We start from the raw sequence: 17,691 nt of genomic DNA, 5'->3' as shown, positions 1-17,691 counted from the left end.
CGCATCAAGGCTGACAGGTGCCCGCCATTACCCTTTCGGCGCCTATGAGATCGAGCGCCGCCCGCGCGGCGCATCGCGACGCAAGGCCGCTCCTACATTTGTTTCGGGCCAATTATTCCTGTGTGATTGGCGCGCGGCCCTTGGGTGCCCGCCTCAATATCGCATCGTACGAACAAGGCGGTCGCGCGCCAATGCCACAGGCCTCACTGGCCCGAAACAAATGTAGGAGCGGCCTTGCGTCGCGATGCGCCGCGCGGGCGGCGCTCGATCTCATAGGCGCCGTAGAAACCACGGCAGGCCTATCCCAACACCACCACCAACCTCACGACGGACATTTCTGCCCCAAAAAGAAAACGGGGAGGCCTTCCGGCCTCCCCGCTTCACGTCACGCCTTAAAGGCTAGGGAACGCAAACTGCGACGCCTCGTGGCTAGCCCGCTGCGGCCAGCGCTGGGTGATCGCCTTGCGGCGAGTATAGAAGCGCACACCATCCGGCCCATAAGCATGCAGGTCACCAAACAGCGAACGCTTCCAGCCACCAAAGCTGTGATAAGCCACCGGTACCGGCAGCGGCACGTTCACACCAACCATGCCCACTTCGATCTCGTCACAGAACAGGCGCGCCGCCTCACCATCACGGGTGAAGATGCAAGTGCCGTTGCCATACTCGTGATCGTTGATCAGTTGCATGGCCTGCTCCAGGCTGTTCACCCGCACCACGCACAGCACAGGGCCGAAGATCTCTTCTTTATAGATGCGCATCTCCGGGGTGACCTTGTCGAACAAGGTGCCACCCACGAAGTAACCATCCTCATTACCCGCCACACGGAAGCCACGGCCGTCCACCACCAGCTTGGCGCCAGCAGCCACACCGTCGTCGATATAGCCAACCACCTTGTCACGGGCAGCAGCCGTTACCAGCGGGCCCATGTCCAGGCCACAAGACGTACCCGCGCCGATCTTCAAGGCTTTGATCTGAGGCTCCAGCTTGGCGATCAGCGCATCTGCAACCTGGTCACCCACGCACACCGCCACGGAAATAGCCATGCAACGCTCACCGCACGAACCGTAGGCAGCCCCCATCAGGGCGCTGACGGCGTTGTCCAGGTCAGCATCAGGCATCAGCACGGCGTGGTTCTTCGCACCACCCAGCGCCTGGACGCGTTTGCCGCGCTTGGTGCCTTCGGCATAGATGTACTCGGCAATCGGCGTCGAACCTACGAAGCTCAGGGCTTTTACCTCTGGGGCCTCGATCAGTGCATCCACTGCTTCCTTGTCACCGTGCACCACGTTGAGGATGCCCTTCGGCAGGCCAGCCTCCAGCAGCAGTTGCGCGATGAACAGGGTCGAACTCGGGTCACGCTCGGAAGGCTTGAGGATGAACGCGTTACCGCAGGCAATGGCCAGCGGGTACATCCACAGCGGAACCATGGCCGGGAAGTTGAACGGCGTGATACCGGCAACCACACCCAGCGGCTGGAAGTCGGACCAGGCGTCGATGTTCGGGCCCACGTTGCGGCTGTACTCGCCTTTGAGCACTTCCGGCGCCGCACAAGCAAACTCGACGTTCTCGATACCGCGCTTCAGCTCGCCCGCAGCGTCTTCCACAGTCTTGCCGTGCTCTTCGCTGATCATCTGCGAGATGCGTGCTTCGTTCTGCTCCAGCAGTTGCTTGAAACGGAACATCACCTGGGCACGTTTGGCCGGCGGTGTGTTGCGCCAGGCCGGGAACGCGGCCTTGGCCGAGTCGATGGCTTCCTGCACGGTCGCACGGCTGGCCAGTTCGACCTTGCGCACGGCCTGGCCGGTCGACGGATTGAAGACATCGGCGGTGCGCTCACCCTTGGTAACCAGCTCGCCGTTGATCAGGTGCTGAACAATGCTCATGCATAACTCCAGATAAAAGAGGGGTGTTACAAGCGCGTGATCACCTCACGCGCCTGTCGTCATATTCGCGAAGATCAATCGATCAGGTTCAGGGTCTCGCCCACTGCGTCGAACAGGCGGTCCAGTTCCTGCGGCTGGGTGTTGAAGGTTGGGCCGAACTGCAGGGTGTCGCCACCAAAGCGAACATAGAAGCCCGCCTTCCACAGCTTCATCGCCACTTCATAAGGGCGCACGATCGCATCGCCATCGCGGGCAGCGATCTGGATCGCGCCGGCCAGGCCGTAATTGCGGATGTCGACGACGTTCTTCGTGCCTTTGACACCGTGCAGCAGCTTCTCGAAGTGCGGCGACAGTTCGGCAGCGGCCTGCACCAGGCTTTCCTTCTGCAGCAGGTCCAGCGCGGCGAGGCCGGCGGCGCAGGCCACAGGGTGGGCCGAGTAGGTATAGCCGTGGGGGAACTCCACCGCGTATTCCGGGGTGGGCTGGTTCATGAAGGTCTGATAGATCTCGGTGCTGGCAATTACCGCACCCATCGGGATGGCGCCGTTGGTCACCTGCTTGGCGATGCACATCAGGTCTGGCGTTACGCCGAAAGCTTCAGCCCCGGTCATCGCGCCCATGCGGCCGAAACCGGTGATCACTTCGTCGAAGATCAGCAGGATGTTGTGCTGGGTGCAGATCTCGCGCAGGCGCTTGAGGTAGCCCTTCGGTGGCGGCAGAACACCTGCCGACCCCGCCAGCGGCTCGACAATCACCGCCGCGATGTTCGAGGCATCGTGCAGCTCGATCAGTTTGAGCATCTCGTCAGCCAGGGCGATGCCGCCCTCTTCCGGCATGCCCTTGGAAAAGGCGTTTACCGGCAGCACGGTGTGCGGCAAATGGTCGACGTCCAGCAACTGGCCGAACATCTTGCGGTTGCCATTCACGCCACCCAGGCTGGTACCGGCGATGTTGACGCCATGGTAACCGCGGGCACGGCCGATGATCTTGGCCTTGCTCGCCTGGCCTTTCAGGCGCCAGTAGGCACGCACCATCTTCAACGCTGTATCGGCGCACTCGGAACCGGAGTTGGTATAGAAGACGTGGTTCAGATCACCCGGAGTCAGCTCGGTGATCTTTTCAGCCAACTGGAACGACAGCGGGTGGCCGAACTGGAAGGCTGGGGAGTAATCCAGGGTGCCAAGCTGACGGGTTACCGCCTCGGTGATTTCCTTGCGGGTATGCCCGGCACCGCAGGTCCACAAGCCAGACAAGGCGTCGAAAATCTTGCGCCCCTTGTCATCCACAAGGTAGTTGCCTTGCGCCGCCACGATCAGGCGTGGGTCGCGATGGAAATTGCGGTTGGCGGTGTAGGGCATCCAGTGCGCATCCAGCTTGAGCTGGCTGGCGATACCGGTGGGGGCGGTTTCGGGCATGTTCATCGGCGGTTCCTCGGAAGACGATTAGGCAACGATGGATGTTGTTGCAGCTAAATTGGCACGGCGATAAAGTCTGAAAAAGCCTGCATTTCTAATCTTCAGATAGGGCAACACTAAACTAATGAGCCGACGCCCCGACCCACTCGCTCAAGTCAGCGATTTTGACATTCGCCTGTTGAAGATCTACCGCAGCGTCGTCGAGTGCGGCGGCTTCTCGGCAGCCGAGAACGTACTCGGGATCGGCCGCTCGGCCATCAGCCAGCAAATGAACGACCTGGAGCAGCGCCTGGGCCTGCGCCTGTGCCAGCGCGGCCGTGCCGGTTTTTCGCTGACCGAGGAAGGCCGCGAGGTCTACCATTCGGCCTTGCAGTTGCTCAGTGCCCTGGAGAGCTTCCGTACCGAGGTCAACGGGCTGCACCAGCACCTGCGCGGCGAGCTGAACATCGGCCTGACCGATAACCTGGTGACCCTGCCGCACATGCGCATTACCCATGCGCTTGCCGAGCTCAAGGACCGCGGCCCTGACGTGCGCATCAACATCCGCATGATCGCCCCCAGCCAGGTCGAGCACGGCGTGCTCGACGGCAGCCTGCATGTTGGCGTGGTGCCACAGACCATCGCCCTGTCGGGCCTTGAATACCAACCGCTGTATAGCGAGCGCTCGCTGCTGTATTGCGCGGTCGGCCACCCGCTGTTCTACGCCGACGATCACCAGATAGACGACGACAGGCTCAACAGCCAGGAGGCCATCACCCCAACCTTCCGCCTGCCGGCCGATGTCCAGGCCCACTACCAGGCGCTGCACTGCACGGCCAGCGCGTCGGACCGCGAAGGCATGGCGTTTCTCATCCTCACCGGGCGCTACATCGGCTACCTGCCAGACCACTACGCCAGCTTCTGGGTGCAGCAAGGCCGGCTGCGGGCCCTCAAGCCCCGCCAGCGCTTCTATGACCTGAGCCTGAGTTGGGTGACACGCAAAGGGCGGCGGCCGAACCTGGTGCTGGAAAGCTTCCTGGATAGCCTGGCTGCGACACGCTGATGCCAGTCTCTGACGCAAACGCTTGTCACTTCGGCGTAGGCAGGTAATCTTGTCCGACAGCCGCTGCCCCTGACCCGTACGGAATCGTCCATGACCCTTGAAGTCCCAGCGCATCGCCTCTCCGCCTCGGGCAAGCCCGCCGGCCGCATCCGCCAGAAGAACGAACAGGCCATCATCCAGGCCGCCGAAGACGAATTCGCCCGCCATGGCTTCAAGGGCACCAGCATGAACACCATTGCCCTGAAGGCCGGTTTGCCCAAGGCCAACCTGCATTATTACTTCACCAACAAGCTGGGCCTGTACATTGCCGTGCTGAGCAACATCATCGAGTTGTGGGACAGCACCTTCAACGCCTTGAGCGTCGAAGACGACCCGGGCGAAGCGCTGAGCCATTACATCCGCACCAAGATGGAGTTTTCGCGGCGCAACCCGCAGGCCTCGCGGATCTTCGCCATGGAGGTGATCAGCGGCGGCAGTTGCCTGAACGAGTACTTCAGCGCCGACTACCGCGAGTGGTTCCGTGGCCGGGCAGCGGTGTTCCAGGCCTGGATCGAAGCGGGCAAGATGGACCCGGTCGACCCGGTGCACCTGATCTTCCTGCTCTGGGGCAGCACCCAGCACTACGCCGACTTCGCCACGCAGATCTGCCAGGTCACCGGCCGCAGCCGCCTGACCAAGCAAGACATGGAAGACGCCAGCAACAACCTTATCCACATCATTCTCAAGGGGTGCGGCATCAAGCCGAGTGCCTGACAGCCATTTATGCCTTCTACCCTGCTCGACCTCTGCGAGTTTCGTGAAGAAATCCGCAAAAGCCGTTTCATCACCCTCGCCGGCCCGATTACCAGTGCTGCCGAGGCGATGAGCTTCATCGAACGCCACAGCGACCTGGCCGCTACCCACAACAGCTGGGCCTGGAAGCTGGGCGGCCAGTACCGCAGCAATGACGATGGCGAGCCGGGTGGCACCGCCGGTCGCCCGATCCTGGCGGCTATCGAAGCGCAGGACTGCGATCAGGTGGTGGTGCTGGTGATCCGCTGGTACGGCGGCATCCAGCTGGGCACCGGAGGCCTGGCCAGGGCCTATGGCGGCGGCGCCAACAAATGCCTGCAACAGGCTCCCAAGCGGTTGTTGGTGCAACGCAGCGAATTCACCTGCAGTTGCAGCTTCAGCGAGCTGGCGTTGCTGAAACTGCGCCTGGCAGAGGCTGACGGCCTGGTGCTGGATGAACAGTTCACTGCCAATGGTGTAGACCTGCACATTGCGGTGGGTGAAGCCCAGCTGGCCGCGCTGCAACAGCAGCTGGCCGACCTGAGCCGTGGGCGCATACTGCTCGAAGCACACTGAACATTACGCACATGAACTGTGGGCCTGCCTGTGGATAAGCTTGGGGCACTCTCTTGCAGGCTAGGTTTTTCAAGGCCTGCAGAGCTTTGATCATATTTTGATCACTATTTGATGACAGCTGCAAATGACTGAAACCCTGAGAGTTATCCCCAAACCCGATTCACAAGGCAGCCCCGGCAACCCGTGTAGCTTGCACACAATAACTGTGGAACAGCCTGTGGATAACCCGTTAGCCAATAGGCCAAACGCCCAGCCACACAAGGCCTGGCGCAACTGATCATTAATTAACCAAAGGCGGGCAAGGCGGCAACTGCCAGTCTGCAGTATCCTCAATACCTTTCTTTTGCAATCGATCAAGGAGCGCGTCCACATGGCCACCGCAAAAACCGCACTCATCATCGGCGCCTCCCGTGGGCTTGGCCTGGGCTTGGTGCAACGCCTGCAAGAGGACGGCTGGAACGTCATCGCCACGGTGCGCGACCCGCAAAAGGCCGGCGCCGTGGCCAGTGTCCCCGGTGTGCGCATCGAGCAGCTGGAGATGAATGACACCGCGCAGCTCGACGGGCTGAAGCAACGCCTGCAAGGCGAAGTGTTCGACCTGCTGTTCGTCAACGCCGGCGTCATGGGCCCGCTGCCACAAGACCTGGAAACCGTCCGCAACCAGGACATCGGCGACCTGTTCATGACCAACGCAGTGGCGCCCATCCGCGTCGCCCGGCGCCTGGTCGGCCAGGTTCGCGAGGGCAGCGGCGTGCTGGCCTTCATGAGCTCGATCCTGGGCAGCGTGACCGTGCCGGACGGCGGTGAAGTCTGCCTGTACAAAGCCAGCAAGGCGGCGCTGAACTCGATGATCAACAGCTTCGTCGTCGAACAGCAGCGCCCCGGCCTTTGCGTACTGGCCATGCACCCTGGCTGGGTGAAGACCGACATGGGCGGCGAGAACGCCGAGATCGACGTACTCACCAGCACCCGCGGCATGCTCGAGCAGATCAAGGCGCAAAGCGGCAAGGGCGGCCTGCGCTTCATCAACTACAAAGGTGAGCCCCTGACCTGGTGAATTGAAAGCTGCGTGGCGAGGCAGTAGACTCGATGCCTCGCCCCCGCGGCGGACCTGGATCAGCAGACAGGGCAACACTGAGCTGGCTAACCTGAACCCACTTTCAGAGGAGCCGGCACCATGCCTGCGACCCGCATCTGGTTGAAATCCCCGCTTGCCATCTTCACCGCCAACGACACCGACGCCCGTGGCGGGCTGGTCATCGAAGACGGCCGTATCACACAGCTTCTGGCCCTCGGCGAAAGCCCCAGCCAACCCTGCGACCACGTGTTCGATGCCCGCGAGCATGTGGTCACCCCGGGCCTGATCAACACCCACCACCACTTCTACCAGACCCTCACCCGGGCCTGGGCACCTGTGGTCAACCAGCCGCTGTTCCCTTGGTTGAAGACGCTGTACCCGGTGTGGGCACGCCTGACCCCCGCGAAACTGGCGCTGGCCAGCCAGGTAGCACTGGCCGAACTGCTGCTGTCGGGTTGCACGACCGCCGCCGATCACCATTACCTGTTCCCCCAAGGCCTGGACAATGCCATCGACGTGCAAGTCGACGTGGTGCGCCAGCTGGGCATGCGCGCGATGCTGACCCGCGGCTCGATGAGCCTGGGCGAAGACGACGGCGGCCTGCCCCCGCAGCAAACGGTGCAACAGGGCGAGGTGATCCTTGCCGACAGCCAGCGGCTTATCCACAGCTACCATGAGCGCGGTGACGGTGCGCAGATCCAGATTGCCCTGGCGCCCTGCTCGCCCTTCTCGGTCACGCCTGAAATCATGCGGGCCAGTGCCACGCTCGCCGAAGAACTGGACGTGCGCCTGCACACCCACCTGGCGGAAACCCTCGATGAGGAAGACTTCTGCCTGCAACGCTTCGGCCTGCGCACAGTGGACTACCTGGACAGCGTCGGCTGGCTCGGCCCACGCACCTGGCTGGCTCACGGCATTCACTTCAATGCCGACGAAATCGCCCGCCTGGGTGCGGCCGGCACCGGCATCTGCCACTGCCCGAGCTCGAACATGCGCCTGGCCTCGGGCATCTGCCCGACCGTGGACCTTGAAGCCGCCGGCGCCCCGCTGGGCCTGGGCGTCGACGGGTCGGCCTCCAACGATGCCTCCAACATGATCCTCGAAGCCCGTCAGGCCCTGTATCTGCAGCGCCTGCGCTATGGCGCCGAGCAGATCACCCCGGAGCGTGCCCTGGGTTGGGCGACACGGGGTTCGGCACGCCTGCTCGGGCGCCAGGACATTGGTGAGCTGGCCGTTGGCAAGCAAGCCGACCTGGCGATGTTCAAACTCGACGAGCTGCGCTTCTCGGGCAGCCATGACCCGCTGTCGGCGCTGCTGCTGTGCGGAGCCGACCGCGCCGACCGGGTCATGGTCGGCGGCCAGTGGCGGGTGGTCGACGGCCAGATCGAAGGCCTGGATATCCAGGGCCTGATCGCCAACCACCGCCAGGCCGCCGCGCAACTGATCGCCGGTTGAGCCAACACAGGGCCTGGCCGGGCGCATTGCCTGGCCAGGCCCTGTAGAATGGCGGCAACCGTACCTGATCGAGATAACCACCTATGTATGACTGGTTGAACGCCCTGCCCAAGGCCGAACTGCACCTGCACCTGGAAGGCTCGCTGGAGCCCGAGCTGCTGTTTGCCCTGGCCGAGCGCAACAAGATCGCCCTGCCCTGGGCCGATGTAGAGGCACTGCGTGGCGCCTATGCCTTCAACAACCTGCAGGAATTCCTCGACCTCTATTACCAGGGCGCGGATGTATTGCGTACCGAGCAGGACTTCTACGACCTGACCTGGGCCTACCTGCAACGCTGCAAGGCGCAGAACGTCATCCACACCGAACCGTTCTTCGACCCGCAAACCCATACCGACCGCGGCATCCCTTTTGAAGTGGTGCTCAACGGCATCAACCAGGCGCTCAAGGATGGCCGTGACCAGCTGGGCATCAGCAGTGGCCTGATCTTGAGCTTCCTGCGCCACCTCAGCGAAGAAGAAGCGCACAAGACACTCGACCAGGCCCTGCCCTTCCGCGATGCGTTCATCGCCGTAGGCCTGGACAGTTCTGAAATGGGCCACCCGCCTAGCAAGTTCCAGCGTGTGTTCGACCGCGCCCGCAGCGAAGGCTTCGTCGCCGTTGCCCACGCCGGTGAAGAAGGCCCGCCCGAATACATCTGGGAAGCCCTGGACCTGTTGAAGATCAAACGCATCGACCATGGCGTGCGCGCCATCGAAGACGAGCGCCTGATGCAACGCATCATCGACGAGCAGATCCCCCTGACCGTCTGCCCCCTGTCGAACACCAAGCTCTGCGTGTTCGACCACATGCGCCAGCACAACATCCTGGACATGCTCGAACGCGGTGTGAAGGTCACGGTCAACTCGGACGACCCAGCCTACTTCGGCGGCTACGTCACCGAAAACTTCCATGCCCTGCACACCCACCTGGGCATGACCGAAGACCAGGCCCGCCGCCTGGCGCAAAACAGCCTGGACGCGCGGCTGGTCTGATTGGCGGGTGGCGTTGCGGTCAGCCGACCTGCAACGTCGTGACGCGGGCAATGCGATTGATGTGCTGGATGCCCAGCGCAGAGATATGCAATGCCCGCGTATCCTCGGACTCGCGCATCCAGCCAGACTGAAGAAACAGCCTGAACAGGGCCTGCCCGAGCACGCCCCCCAGGTGAGGGCCCTGGTTGTTCCAGTCGGTGCAGCGGCAGATCACGCAACCCCGTTGCTGGTGTGGCGCCAGGGCGTCGATGTAGACACCCACCAGCGCCAGCTCGGCCCGCCCTCGCTCACTGACCACCAGTTGACGGTCGGTGCCCTCCAGCCAGCCGGCCGCCACCAGGCGGTGGTACAACTCGCCGGCAAGCTCCCCCCCCAGATGGTCACCGCAACGCCGCGCCCTGCGTAGCGACATAGGCAGTTGCGTGGCAGTCGCCTCGGGCGGGTGCGCTTTGGCGCTGCACAACTGCACGCTGGCCAATGCCTCCACCGCAGCCCCCACCTGCGGGGTCGCCAAGCGGAAGTAGCGTTTACGCCCGCGCGCTTCGTGCCTGAGCAAACCGGCCGAAGACAGCAACGAAAGGTGGGCGCAAGCGGAGGATGACGTCAACCCGGTCATCATCGCGAGTTCGTTCGCCAGGCGCGGCGTGCCGTCGATCAACGCCCAGAGCATGGCACTGCGCTTTGGGTCGGCCATCAGGCTGGCGATCTGGCTGATACTGCTGACTGCGTTCATATCCCTGTAACTCCCTGCACGTTCACATGTGGATGCAATGGCCAACCCTGGCAACGCGGATCGCCTGCCTGATAATTGCCAGCACCGGCAGGGAAACCCCTCTCGCTGACACTGGCTCTGGGGCCAGTATAAGCCGCAGAAAACCCCACTCAGGCAGCCAGCGGATGCGGCCCGCCTGTCTGAAGTCCATTGGGTATGCCTACCCATGCGAGATGATGTGCAGGTTCGTGGAACGCGCCGAAACCGCGCAGATGAACAATGCCCCAGAACTTTGCGGGGCACAGACAGGGCATGAGGAAAAATCGCCCGGAGTACGTTCGGATGCGACCGACAGCAGGCTTCCATAAATAGCGCAAACAAAAGCGAAGCTTCTACATGCTTCCAGGCATTACACCCGGGCAGCATGAAGTAATGTGGGAAATAACAGCGCCACTGACCGTCAGTCAGAACGCAGATACCGGTCATGGCATGCACAGGGCACAGCGCTACACTTCATCCGCTCTCAACCCCATTGGAGGTATGCCGCGATGAAAATTGTCGTCAGTGCGTCGAGCCGCAACCCGATCTGCCCCTGGCAGGTTCAGCTCGACCAACACGTGGTCAGTTTCCGCAGCGAGGCCGAAGCACGTGCCTTCGTCGCCACCTTGGAAACCCGCCTGCAGGCGCCCCACCCGCTTACGCAGGCCGCCTGGCCTGCAAGCGCCGGGTCAGCAGCGCGACACTGACCACCAGTGCCCCGCACAGGCTGATCACCAGTGTCATCGGCACCGCACTGCCATCGTGCAACAACCCGACCAATGCCGCTGCGCCCGCGGCGACGCTGAACTGCAGGCAGCCCATCAATGCCGAGGCGCTGCCTGCCCGTGCACCCTGCCCACTCATGGCGCAGGCCGAGGCATTGGGGATGATGCAGCCCAGGCTTGCGATGCACACGAACAACGGCACCAGCAGCGGCCACAATTGGCTCGGCCGCAGCGCGGCAACGCCAAGCAACAGCAAACCTGCGGCCAGGTACATCCACACTGCGCGCACCAGCAAGAAAGCCGGGCCACGCTTGGCCAGCATGCGTGCATTGACCTGCGCCACGAGGATAAAACCTGCCGCATTGGTGCCGAACAACCAGCCGTAATGCTCGGCAGGCACGCCATACAGCTTGATGAAGACGAAAGGCGAGCCGGCGATGTAGGCAAACATACCGGCAATGGCAATACCACCGGTCAAGGCATGGCCGAGGAACACCCGGTCATTGAGCAGGCGCAGGTACTGGCGCAACGCCCCCGACAGCGGTTGGCGCGGCATGTCCGCCGGCAGGCTCTCGGGCAGGCCCAGGCTGACCGCCAGCAGGCAGGCGGCACTGAACAGGCTCAGCACCAGGAAGATCGACTGCCAGCCCGCCAGGTTCACCAACACCCCGCCCAGCATCGGCGCGAGGATCGGCGCCAGGCCCATCACCAGCATCAGTTGCGAAAACACTTTGGCCGACGCCACCGGGTCGCACTTGTCACTGACGATCGCCCGCGACAGCACCATCCCGGCGCAACCGCCCAGCGCCTGGACGAACCGCGCCAACACCAGGGTATCGAGGTTGGGGGCATAGGCGCACGCCAGCGAGGCCAGGGTAAACAGTGTCACGCCAAACAGCAGAGGCTTGCGCCGCCCGAAGCGGTCGGCCACCGGGCCATACGCCAACTGGCCGATGGACAGGCCAAGGAAGTAGGCGGCCAAGGTGGTCTGGACGTGTTTTTCATCGGTGGCGAAAGCCTGCGCCATGGCCGGGAAGGCGGGCAGGTAAAAATCGATCGCCAAAGGCCCGAACGCACTCAATGCGCCCAGGATCAGCACCATTCGCAGGTTCATCAGGAATCCATAGCAGGCTAAGCAAGTGCGTAAGTCTACCTGCTAAGGGCTCCATCAGCATGAAAACATTTGCAACAAAAGGGGCACCAAGCGCCCCTGGGCATCAGGCCACTTCGGCTTGATAACCCTCGTCACGGATCGCCGTGAGGATCTGCTCCACCGCCATCGCACTCTGCACCCGCACCTGCTTGCCCGCCAGGTCGACCTCGACTTGAGCCGCGGCATCTTGCGCCTGCACTGCCCGGGTCACCGCTTTGACACAATGGCCACAGGTCATGCCTTGTACATTGAACACTTGCATGGGGTTACCTCCTTCAGGTTTTGACGCAGTTTCAAGCTTGCCATCGGGTCAAGGTCAAGCCCTTGCAAGCGCCTGGGCTGGAAATCCGCGCTCACGTCGGCCAAGCTGCGCCTTTGACGATCAGGCAAGCAGGAGATTATTCATGTTCAGGGCAGCATTGGGCGTCGTCGGGATTTTGAGCGCGCTGGCTGCGGTGCCACCGGCCAGCGCCGAGGGCAACTCGGACTACAGCGTATTGATCATCTCCCGAGAGCGCCTGGAAGTGGCCACCAGTTGCGAAATTGGCGTCTACCTCAACGACCAGCTTTCCGGGCGCGTGTTCCAGGAGCAGTCCACCTCCTTCAACCTGCCACCCGGCCCAGTGGATGTGCGCCTGCGCCTACTGCCAGGGCAAGCGCCCGGTTGCGCTGCGGGTATCGAAGACCAGCGCAGCACACGTTTGAACCTGCAGGCGGGCCAGATCAACAAATACCGGATTGCCATGGGCCACAATGGGCTGGAATTGAAGCGCGCCGGCCTCGGCTATTGACCTTGCCTACGTGGCAAGGTTGATGCTGGAGGCCAATCCAAGGAGGACAGCCATGCCCGCATCCACCACGTTCGACCTGCCGATTTCCGGCATGACCTGCGCCAGCTGTGCCGGCCGCGTCGAGCGCGCCCTGCGCAAGGTCGACGGCGCTGAACAGGTCAGCGTCAACCTTGCCACCGAACAGGCCCGGGTCCAGGCCCCGGCCAGCAGCCTGCCGGCCTTGCTCGACGCCGTGCGTGAAGCCGGCTACGGCGTACCCACCCGCACCGTCGAGCTGCAGATCGGCGGCATGACCTGCGCCAGCTGCGTCGGCCGTGTCGAACGCGCGCTCGGCAAACTGCCCGGGGTCGAGCAGGTCAGCGTCAACCTGGCCAGCGAACGCGCGCACCTCAAGGTGCTCGCGGCCCTCGACGACAGCCTTTTGATCAACACCGTGGAAAAGGCCGGCTACAGCGCCAGCCTGCCGCATGCGGGCAAGAATGAGCAGGGCGATGCCCAGCGCCGCCTGCGCAACGAACGCCTGGCCGTCGCTGCTGCCCTGCTGCTGGCCCTGCCGCTGGTGTTGCCGATGCTGGTGCAGCCCTTCGGCCTGCACTGGATGCTGCCCGCCTGGGCGCAGTTTGTGCTGGCAACGCCCGTGCAGTTCATTCTCGGTGCGCGCTTCTATGTGGCGGCCTGGAAGGCCGTGCGTGCCGGTGCCGGCAACATGGACCTGCTGGTGGCCCTGGGCACCAGTGCCGGCTACGGCCTGAGCCTGTACCAATGGGCACAAGCCCCGGCCGGCATGGCGCCACACCTGTACTTCGAAGCCTCGGCCGTGGTCATTGCCCTGGTCTTGCTGGGCAAATACCTCGAAAGCCGCGCCAAGCGCCAGACCGCCAGCGCCATCCGCGCCCTTGAAGCCCTGCGCCCCGAACGCGCGGTGCGCGTGATAGATGGCCGTGAGGAAGATGTGGCGATCGCCCAGTTGCGGCTCGGTGACCTGGTAGCGGTCAAACCCGGTGAACGGTTCCCGGTCGATGGCCAAGTCGAGGAAGGCAGCAGCCACGCCGACGAGGCCCTGATCAGCGGCGAGAGCCTGCCGGTGCCCAAACAACCTGGCGACCCCGTTACCGGTGGCGCCATCAATGGCGAAGGTCGGCTGCTGGTGCGCACCCAGGCACTGGGTACCGAAACCGTGCTGGCCCGCATCATCCGCCTGGTCGAAGATGCCCAGGCGGCCAAGGCGCCCATTCAGAAGCTGGTGGACCGGGTCAGCCAGGTCTTTGTCCCGGCCGTGCTGGTGATCGCGCTGGTCACCCTGATTGGCTGGTGGCTGGCCGGTGCCCCGCTGGAAACCGCGCTGATCAACGCGGTCGCCGTGCTGGTGATCGCCTGCCCCTGTGCGCTCGGCCTGGCCACGCCGGCGGCGATCATGGCCGGCACCGGCGTGGCCGCCCGCCACGGCATCCTGATCAAGGACGCCGAGGCCCTGGAGCGTGCCCATGCGGTCAACCGGGTGGTCTTCGACAAGACCGGTACCCTCACCTCCGGCAGCCCCCGGGTGGTCCACAGCCAGGCACTGGTCGGCAGCACCGCCGAGTTGCACCGCTTGGCCGGCGCCCTTCAGCGCGGCAGTGAGCACCCGTTGGCCAAGGCCGTGCTGGATGCGTGCGCCGAGCAGCAGTTGGAGGTGACTACGGTGGTCGACAGCCAGTCGCTGACCGGGCGGGGTATCGCCGGGCACGTGGAAGGCCGTGATCTGGCCCTGGGCAATCGCCGCCTGCTTGATGAAAGCATGCTGCAACCCGGTGGCCTGGCCGCCAAGGCCCACGCCTGGGAAGCCGAAGGCCGTACGCTGTCGTGGCTTGTCGAGCGCGGCGCACAACCCCGGGTGCTGGGCCTGTTCGCCTTCGGCGACAGCCTCAAGCCGGGTGCTGCGCAGGCTATCGATACCCTGCACGCACAACACATCAGCAGCCACCTGCTGACCGGCGACAACCGCGGCAGCGCCAAAGTGGTTGCCGACGCCCTCGGCATCGACGACGTGCACGCCGAAGTGCTGCCAGCCGACAAGGCCGCCACGGTGACGGCGCTTAAAGAGGACGGCGTGGTGGCGATGGTAGGCGACGGCATCAACGATGCCCCGGCCCTTGCCGCGGCCGACATCGGCATCGCCATGGGCGGTGGCACAGATGTGGCCATGCAGGCCGCTGGCATCACCCTGATGCGCGGTGACCCCCGCCTGGTACCGGCCGCCCTGGAGATCAGCCGCAAGACCTACGCGAAGATCCGCCAGAACCTGTTCTGGGCGTTCATCTACAACCTGGTCGGTATCCCCTTGGCCGCGCTGGGTTACCTCAACCCGGTACTGGCCGGCGCCGCCATGGCCCTGTCCAGCGTCAGTGTGGTCAGCAATGCGCTGTGGCTGAAGACCTGGAAACCCACCAGCAGCGCCCAGGAGGCTCCATGAACATCGGCCAGGCCGCCCGCCGCAGCGGGCTCAGCACCAAGATGATCCGCTATTACGAGTCCATCGGCCTGCTCAAGCCGGCCACCCGCAGCGACAGCGGCTACCGCCTGTACCAGCCAGAAGACCTGCACAGCCTAGCGTTCATCAAGCGCTCGCGCGATCTGGGGTTTTCCCTGGAAGAGGTCGGCAAACTGCTGACGCTCTGGCAAGACCGCCAGCGCGCCAGTGCCGACGTCAAGGCGCTGGCCATGCAGCATATCGACGAGCTGAACCGGCGCATCGAAGAGCTGGTGAGCCTGCGCGATACCCTCGGCGATCTGGTTTCCCACTGCCAGGGGGATGAGCGGCCGGACTGTCCGATCCTCAAGGATCTGGCCAACGGCAAGGTGAGCGAATGTTGCCGCTGAGCCGCGCGGCGAGGCTTTGGTATGCCATATTCGCCTAAACACGACCGAATCATCGCCTGCTGCGACATTCCCTAATAAATACGGGCATTTGCCTTCATCTAATCCCGGGCGCTGCCGATGCAGTAACTACCTGCCTCGTGTGTCGACAATATAAAAATTCCGGGAGCGTCGATGAGCATCAAACAGAAACTGACCTGGGCATTCGCGGTCATCGCCGGCTTGCCCATCGTTCTCGTGGCCACCTTGGTGGTCCTCAACCTGCGCGGCGAAGCCCGCGATGGATTCCTCGACAGCAGCAGCCGGGAAATTCGCCAGGTCAGCAACGCGATGAACATCTTCTTCCAGGGCATCAACCAGAACGTCGAATACCTGGCTTCGCAACCGATGATCGCGGCCACAGGCAACAACCTGAACAAGTTCATGAGCGCCAACCCGTCATATGAACTGGGCGATCAGGACAAGCAAGTGCTCGAATTCTTCACCCGCCTGGCCGATTCGCACCCGGGTTACGCCTACCTTTCCTACGGTGTGAGTGACGGCGGCTATGTCGGCTGGCCGGCGGGGCAGAAGTTCGTCAACTACGACCCGCGCCCTCGCCCCTGGTACCAGCTGGCCATGGCCAACCCAGGCAAGACCCTGCGTACCGGCGCCTACTACTGGGCTGCCGACGACGCCGTGCTGGTGAGCACCGTGCGCGCCGTGGCCAACCAGCTTGGCAACCCAGGCGGCGTGGTCAACATCGACGTTTCGCTCAAGGGCCTGACGCAGATCGTCCAGCAGATCAAGCTGGGCGAAAGCGGCTACCTGATGCTAGTGGAAAACAACGGCAACGTGATGGTCGACCCGCGCGATGCCAGCCACAACTTCAAGCAACTGGGCAGCTTCGGCGACGGCTATGCCGCCCTGGCCAAGGCAGGTAAAGGCCTGGTCGAGGTCGAGCTGAACGGCGTGCGCTACATGGCCAACATCTACCCCGACGAACAACTGGGCTGGACCTTCATCGGCCTGATCGAGCAGAGCGAGGTGATGCAGACCACCACCCGCCTGACGTGGCTGATCGGCACCATCGCCCTGGTGCTGGCAGCACTGTTCGCCGTGGTCGGTGCAGCCTTCGCCAAGCTGATCGTGCGCCCGATCAACAGCGTTACCAGTGGCCTGGAAGACATTGCCCAGGGCGAAGGCGACCTGACCCGCAACCTGGAAGTACGCGGCCGTGACGAAACCGCCCAGCTTGCCAACTGGTTCAACCAGTTCCTCGGCGCGATTCGCAGCCTGATCCAGCACATCGGCGCTGCAGCCAGCAAGATCCTCAGCACCTCCACCAGCTCGACCCAGGTGTCCAACGACATGGCCGAGGCTGCCGGGCGCCAGCGTGAAGCCGTGGACATGGTTTCCACCGCTTTCCACGAAATGGTCGCCACCGCCAACGAAGTCGCCCGCTCCTGCAGCCAGGCGGCGCAGTCGGCCGACAGCGGCCAGCAGCAGGCCCGTGAGGGCCAGCAGCAAATCGATGCGGCGGTGCACAGCGTCGATCGCCTGAGCCAGGAAATCGAGCAGTCGGCCCAGTCGATCCAGCAGCTGGAGCGCGACAGCAACGCCATCCAGTCGATCCTCGGCACCATCCGCTCGATTGCCGAGCAAACCAACCTGCTGGCGCTCAACGCCGCGATCGAGGCCGCCCGCGCCGGTGAACAGGGCCGGGGCTTCGCCGTGGTCGCCGACGAAGTGCGGGCGCTGGCCAAGCGTACTGCCGACTCCACCGCCGAGATCGACGGCCTGCTGGGCAACCTGGCCAGCCGCACTGCCGAAGTCGCCGAGCAGATGCACGCCAGCCTGGAAGTGTCGCAGCAGTCGGTCAGCCGCATTGGCCTGGCCCGCGACAGCTTTGGCCAGATCCGTGAGTCGGTGGATGTGATTCGCGACATGAACACGCAGATCGCCACGGCCGCCGAAGAGCAGCACCAGGTAGCCGAGGACATCAACCGGCACATCAGCCAGATCCACGGCGATGCGCAGTTGGTGGCCGAACTTGCCCAGGCTGCGCGGCAGGACTCACAAAGCCTGGCAGGGCTGTCCAACGAACTGGACGCACTGGTGCGACGCTTCCGCACCTGATCGGCCAACCGGCCTCTGTTACCGGCCTCTGGGGTTCACCTAG

At 63.6% G+C, this 17,691-nt stretch carries 16 protein-coding genes; 11 read left to right on the top strand and 5 right to left on the bottom strand.

All coding sequences use genetic code 11. The features are described from left to right. Positions 1–392: 392 nt before the first annotated feature. Positions 393–1,886 (bottom strand): CoA-acylating methylmalonate-semialdehyde dehydrogenase, encoded by a 1,494-nt coding sequence (locus tag HU770_RS25855; RefSeq protein ID WP_033703351.1) that lies wholly within the window; start codon positions 1,884–1,886, stop codon positions 393–395. A 74-nt stretch (positions 1,887–1,960) separates the two neighbouring features. Beyond that, a complete protein-coding gene (locus HU770_RS25850) occupies positions 1,961–3,307 on the bottom strand; it encodes an aspartate aminotransferase family protein (RefSeq protein ID WP_047583502.1) in 1,347 nt (448 codons plus the stop codon). 118 nt (positions 3,308–3,425) lie between these two features. On the opposite strand from HU770_RS25850, the gene HU770_RS25845 reads away from it, so the two are divergent. From HU770_RS25845 to HU770_RS25820, 6 genes are all read left to right on the top strand, one after another. Continuing rightward, positions 3,426–4,343, top strand: coding sequence for a LysR family transcriptional regulator (locus tag HU770_RS25845; RefSeq protein WP_033703353.1), 918 nt, complete (start codon positions 3,426–3,428; stop codon positions 4,341–4,343). 90 nt (positions 4,344–4,433) lie between these two features. Next, the gene (locus tag HU770_RS25840) at positions 4,434–5,096 is read left to right on the top strand and encodes a TetR/AcrR family transcriptional regulator (protein WP_186660716.1); all 663 of its coding nucleotides are present in this window, start codon (positions 4,434–4,436) and stop codon (positions 5,094–5,096) included. 9 nt (positions 5,097–5,105) lie between these two features. Then, on the top strand, positions 5,106–5,690 hold the full coding sequence (locus tag HU770_RS25835) for a YigZ family protein (protein WP_186666281.1): 585 nt from the start codon (positions 5,106–5,108) through the stop codon (positions 5,688–5,690). Between the two features lie 370 nt (positions 5,691–6,060). Then, on the top strand, positions 6,061–6,747 hold the full coding sequence (locus tag HU770_RS25830) for an SDR family oxidoreductase (protein ID WP_186666279.1): 687 nt from the start codon (positions 6,061–6,063) through the stop codon (positions 6,745–6,747). Between the two features lie 120 nt (positions 6,748–6,867). Next, on the top strand, positions 6,868–8,223 hold the full coding sequence (locus tag HU770_RS25825) for an 8-oxoguanine deaminase (RefSeq protein WP_186660712.1): 1,356 nt from the start codon (positions 6,868–6,870) through the stop codon (positions 8,221–8,223). An 83-nt stretch (positions 8,224–8,306) separates the two neighbouring features. Further along, the gene (locus HU770_RS25820) at positions 8,307–9,254 is read left to right on the top strand and encodes an adenosine deaminase (RefSeq protein ID WP_186660710.1); all 948 of its coding nucleotides are present in this window, start codon (positions 8,307–8,309) and stop codon (positions 9,252–9,254) included. A 19-nt stretch (positions 9,255–9,273) separates the two neighbouring features. Here HU770_RS25820 and HU770_RS25815 read toward each other — a convergent pair whose 3' ends face one another. Next, positions 9,274–9,987, bottom strand: a complete 714-nt coding sequence (locus HU770_RS25815) for a helix-turn-helix transcriptional regulator (RefSeq protein ID WP_033703360.1) — start codon at positions 9,985–9,987, stop codon at positions 9,274–9,276. 527 nt (positions 9,988–10,514) lie between these two features. On the opposite strand from HU770_RS25815, the gene HU770_RS25810 reads away from it, so the two are divergent. Continuing rightward, positions 10,515–10,712 carry a hypothetical protein gene (locus tag HU770_RS25810; protein ID WP_033703362.1) on the top strand — a complete coding sequence of 66 codons (198 nt, stop codon included), beginning with the start codon at positions 10,515–10,517 and terminating at the stop codon, positions 10,710–10,712. Here the strand turns inward: HU770_RS25810 and HU770_RS25805 are convergent. Next, positions 10,663–11,844, bottom strand: a complete 1,182-nt coding sequence (locus HU770_RS25805; RefSeq protein ID WP_186666277.1) for a multidrug effflux MFS transporter — start codon at positions 11,842–11,844, stop codon at positions 10,663–10,665. The two genes, HU770_RS25810 and HU770_RS25805, sit on opposite strands and share 50 nt — an antisense overlap. A 103-nt stretch (positions 11,845–11,947) precedes the next feature. Further along, entirely contained in the window at positions 11,948–12,145 is a 198-nt protein-coding gene (locus HU770_RS25800; protein ID WP_033703365.1) for a cation transporter, read from the bottom strand. Positions 12,146–12,287: 142 nt separating this feature from the next. Between HU770_RS25800 and HU770_RS25795 the strand changes: the two genes are divergently transcribed. The 4 genes from HU770_RS25795 (at position 12,288) to HU770_RS25780 (ending at position 17,648) form a co-directional block, all read left to right on the top strand. Then, entirely contained in the window at positions 12,288–12,674 is a 387-nt protein-coding gene (locus tag HU770_RS25795; protein ID WP_186666275.1) for a hypothetical protein, read from the top strand. A 52-nt stretch (positions 12,675–12,726) separates the two neighbouring features. Beyond that, positions 12,727–15,126: a heavy metal translocating P-type ATPase gene (locus tag HU770_RS25790; RefSeq protein WP_186666273.1), complete on the top strand. Its 2,400-nt coding sequence runs from the start codon at positions 12,727–12,729 to the stop codon at positions 15,124–15,126. Next, positions 15,123–15,533, top strand: coding sequence for a Cu(I)-responsive transcriptional regulator (gene cueR / locus HU770_RS25785; protein WP_033703368.1), 411 nt, complete (start codon positions 15,123–15,125; stop codon positions 15,531–15,533). The genes HU770_RS25790 and cueR overlap by 4 nt, the downstream gene beginning before the upstream one ends. Positions 15,534–15,704: 171 nt before the next feature. After that, the gene (locus tag HU770_RS25780) at positions 15,705–17,648 is read left to right on the top strand and encodes a methyl-accepting chemotaxis protein (RefSeq protein WP_033703370.1); all 1,944 of its coding nucleotides are present in this window, start codon (positions 15,705–15,707) and stop codon (positions 17,646–17,648) included. Positions 17,649–17,691: the final 43 nt, after the last annotated feature.

The sequence above is a fragment of the Pseudomonas sp. SWRI68 genome (assembly GCF_014269165.1).
Classification (GTDB): Bacteria; Pseudomonadota; Gammaproteobacteria; order Pseudomonadales; family Pseudomonadaceae; genus Aquipseudomonas; species Aquipseudomonas capeferrum.
Note: the sequence above shows the minus strand (reverse complement) of the source record. Positions and strands in the feature narration are given on the sequence as shown.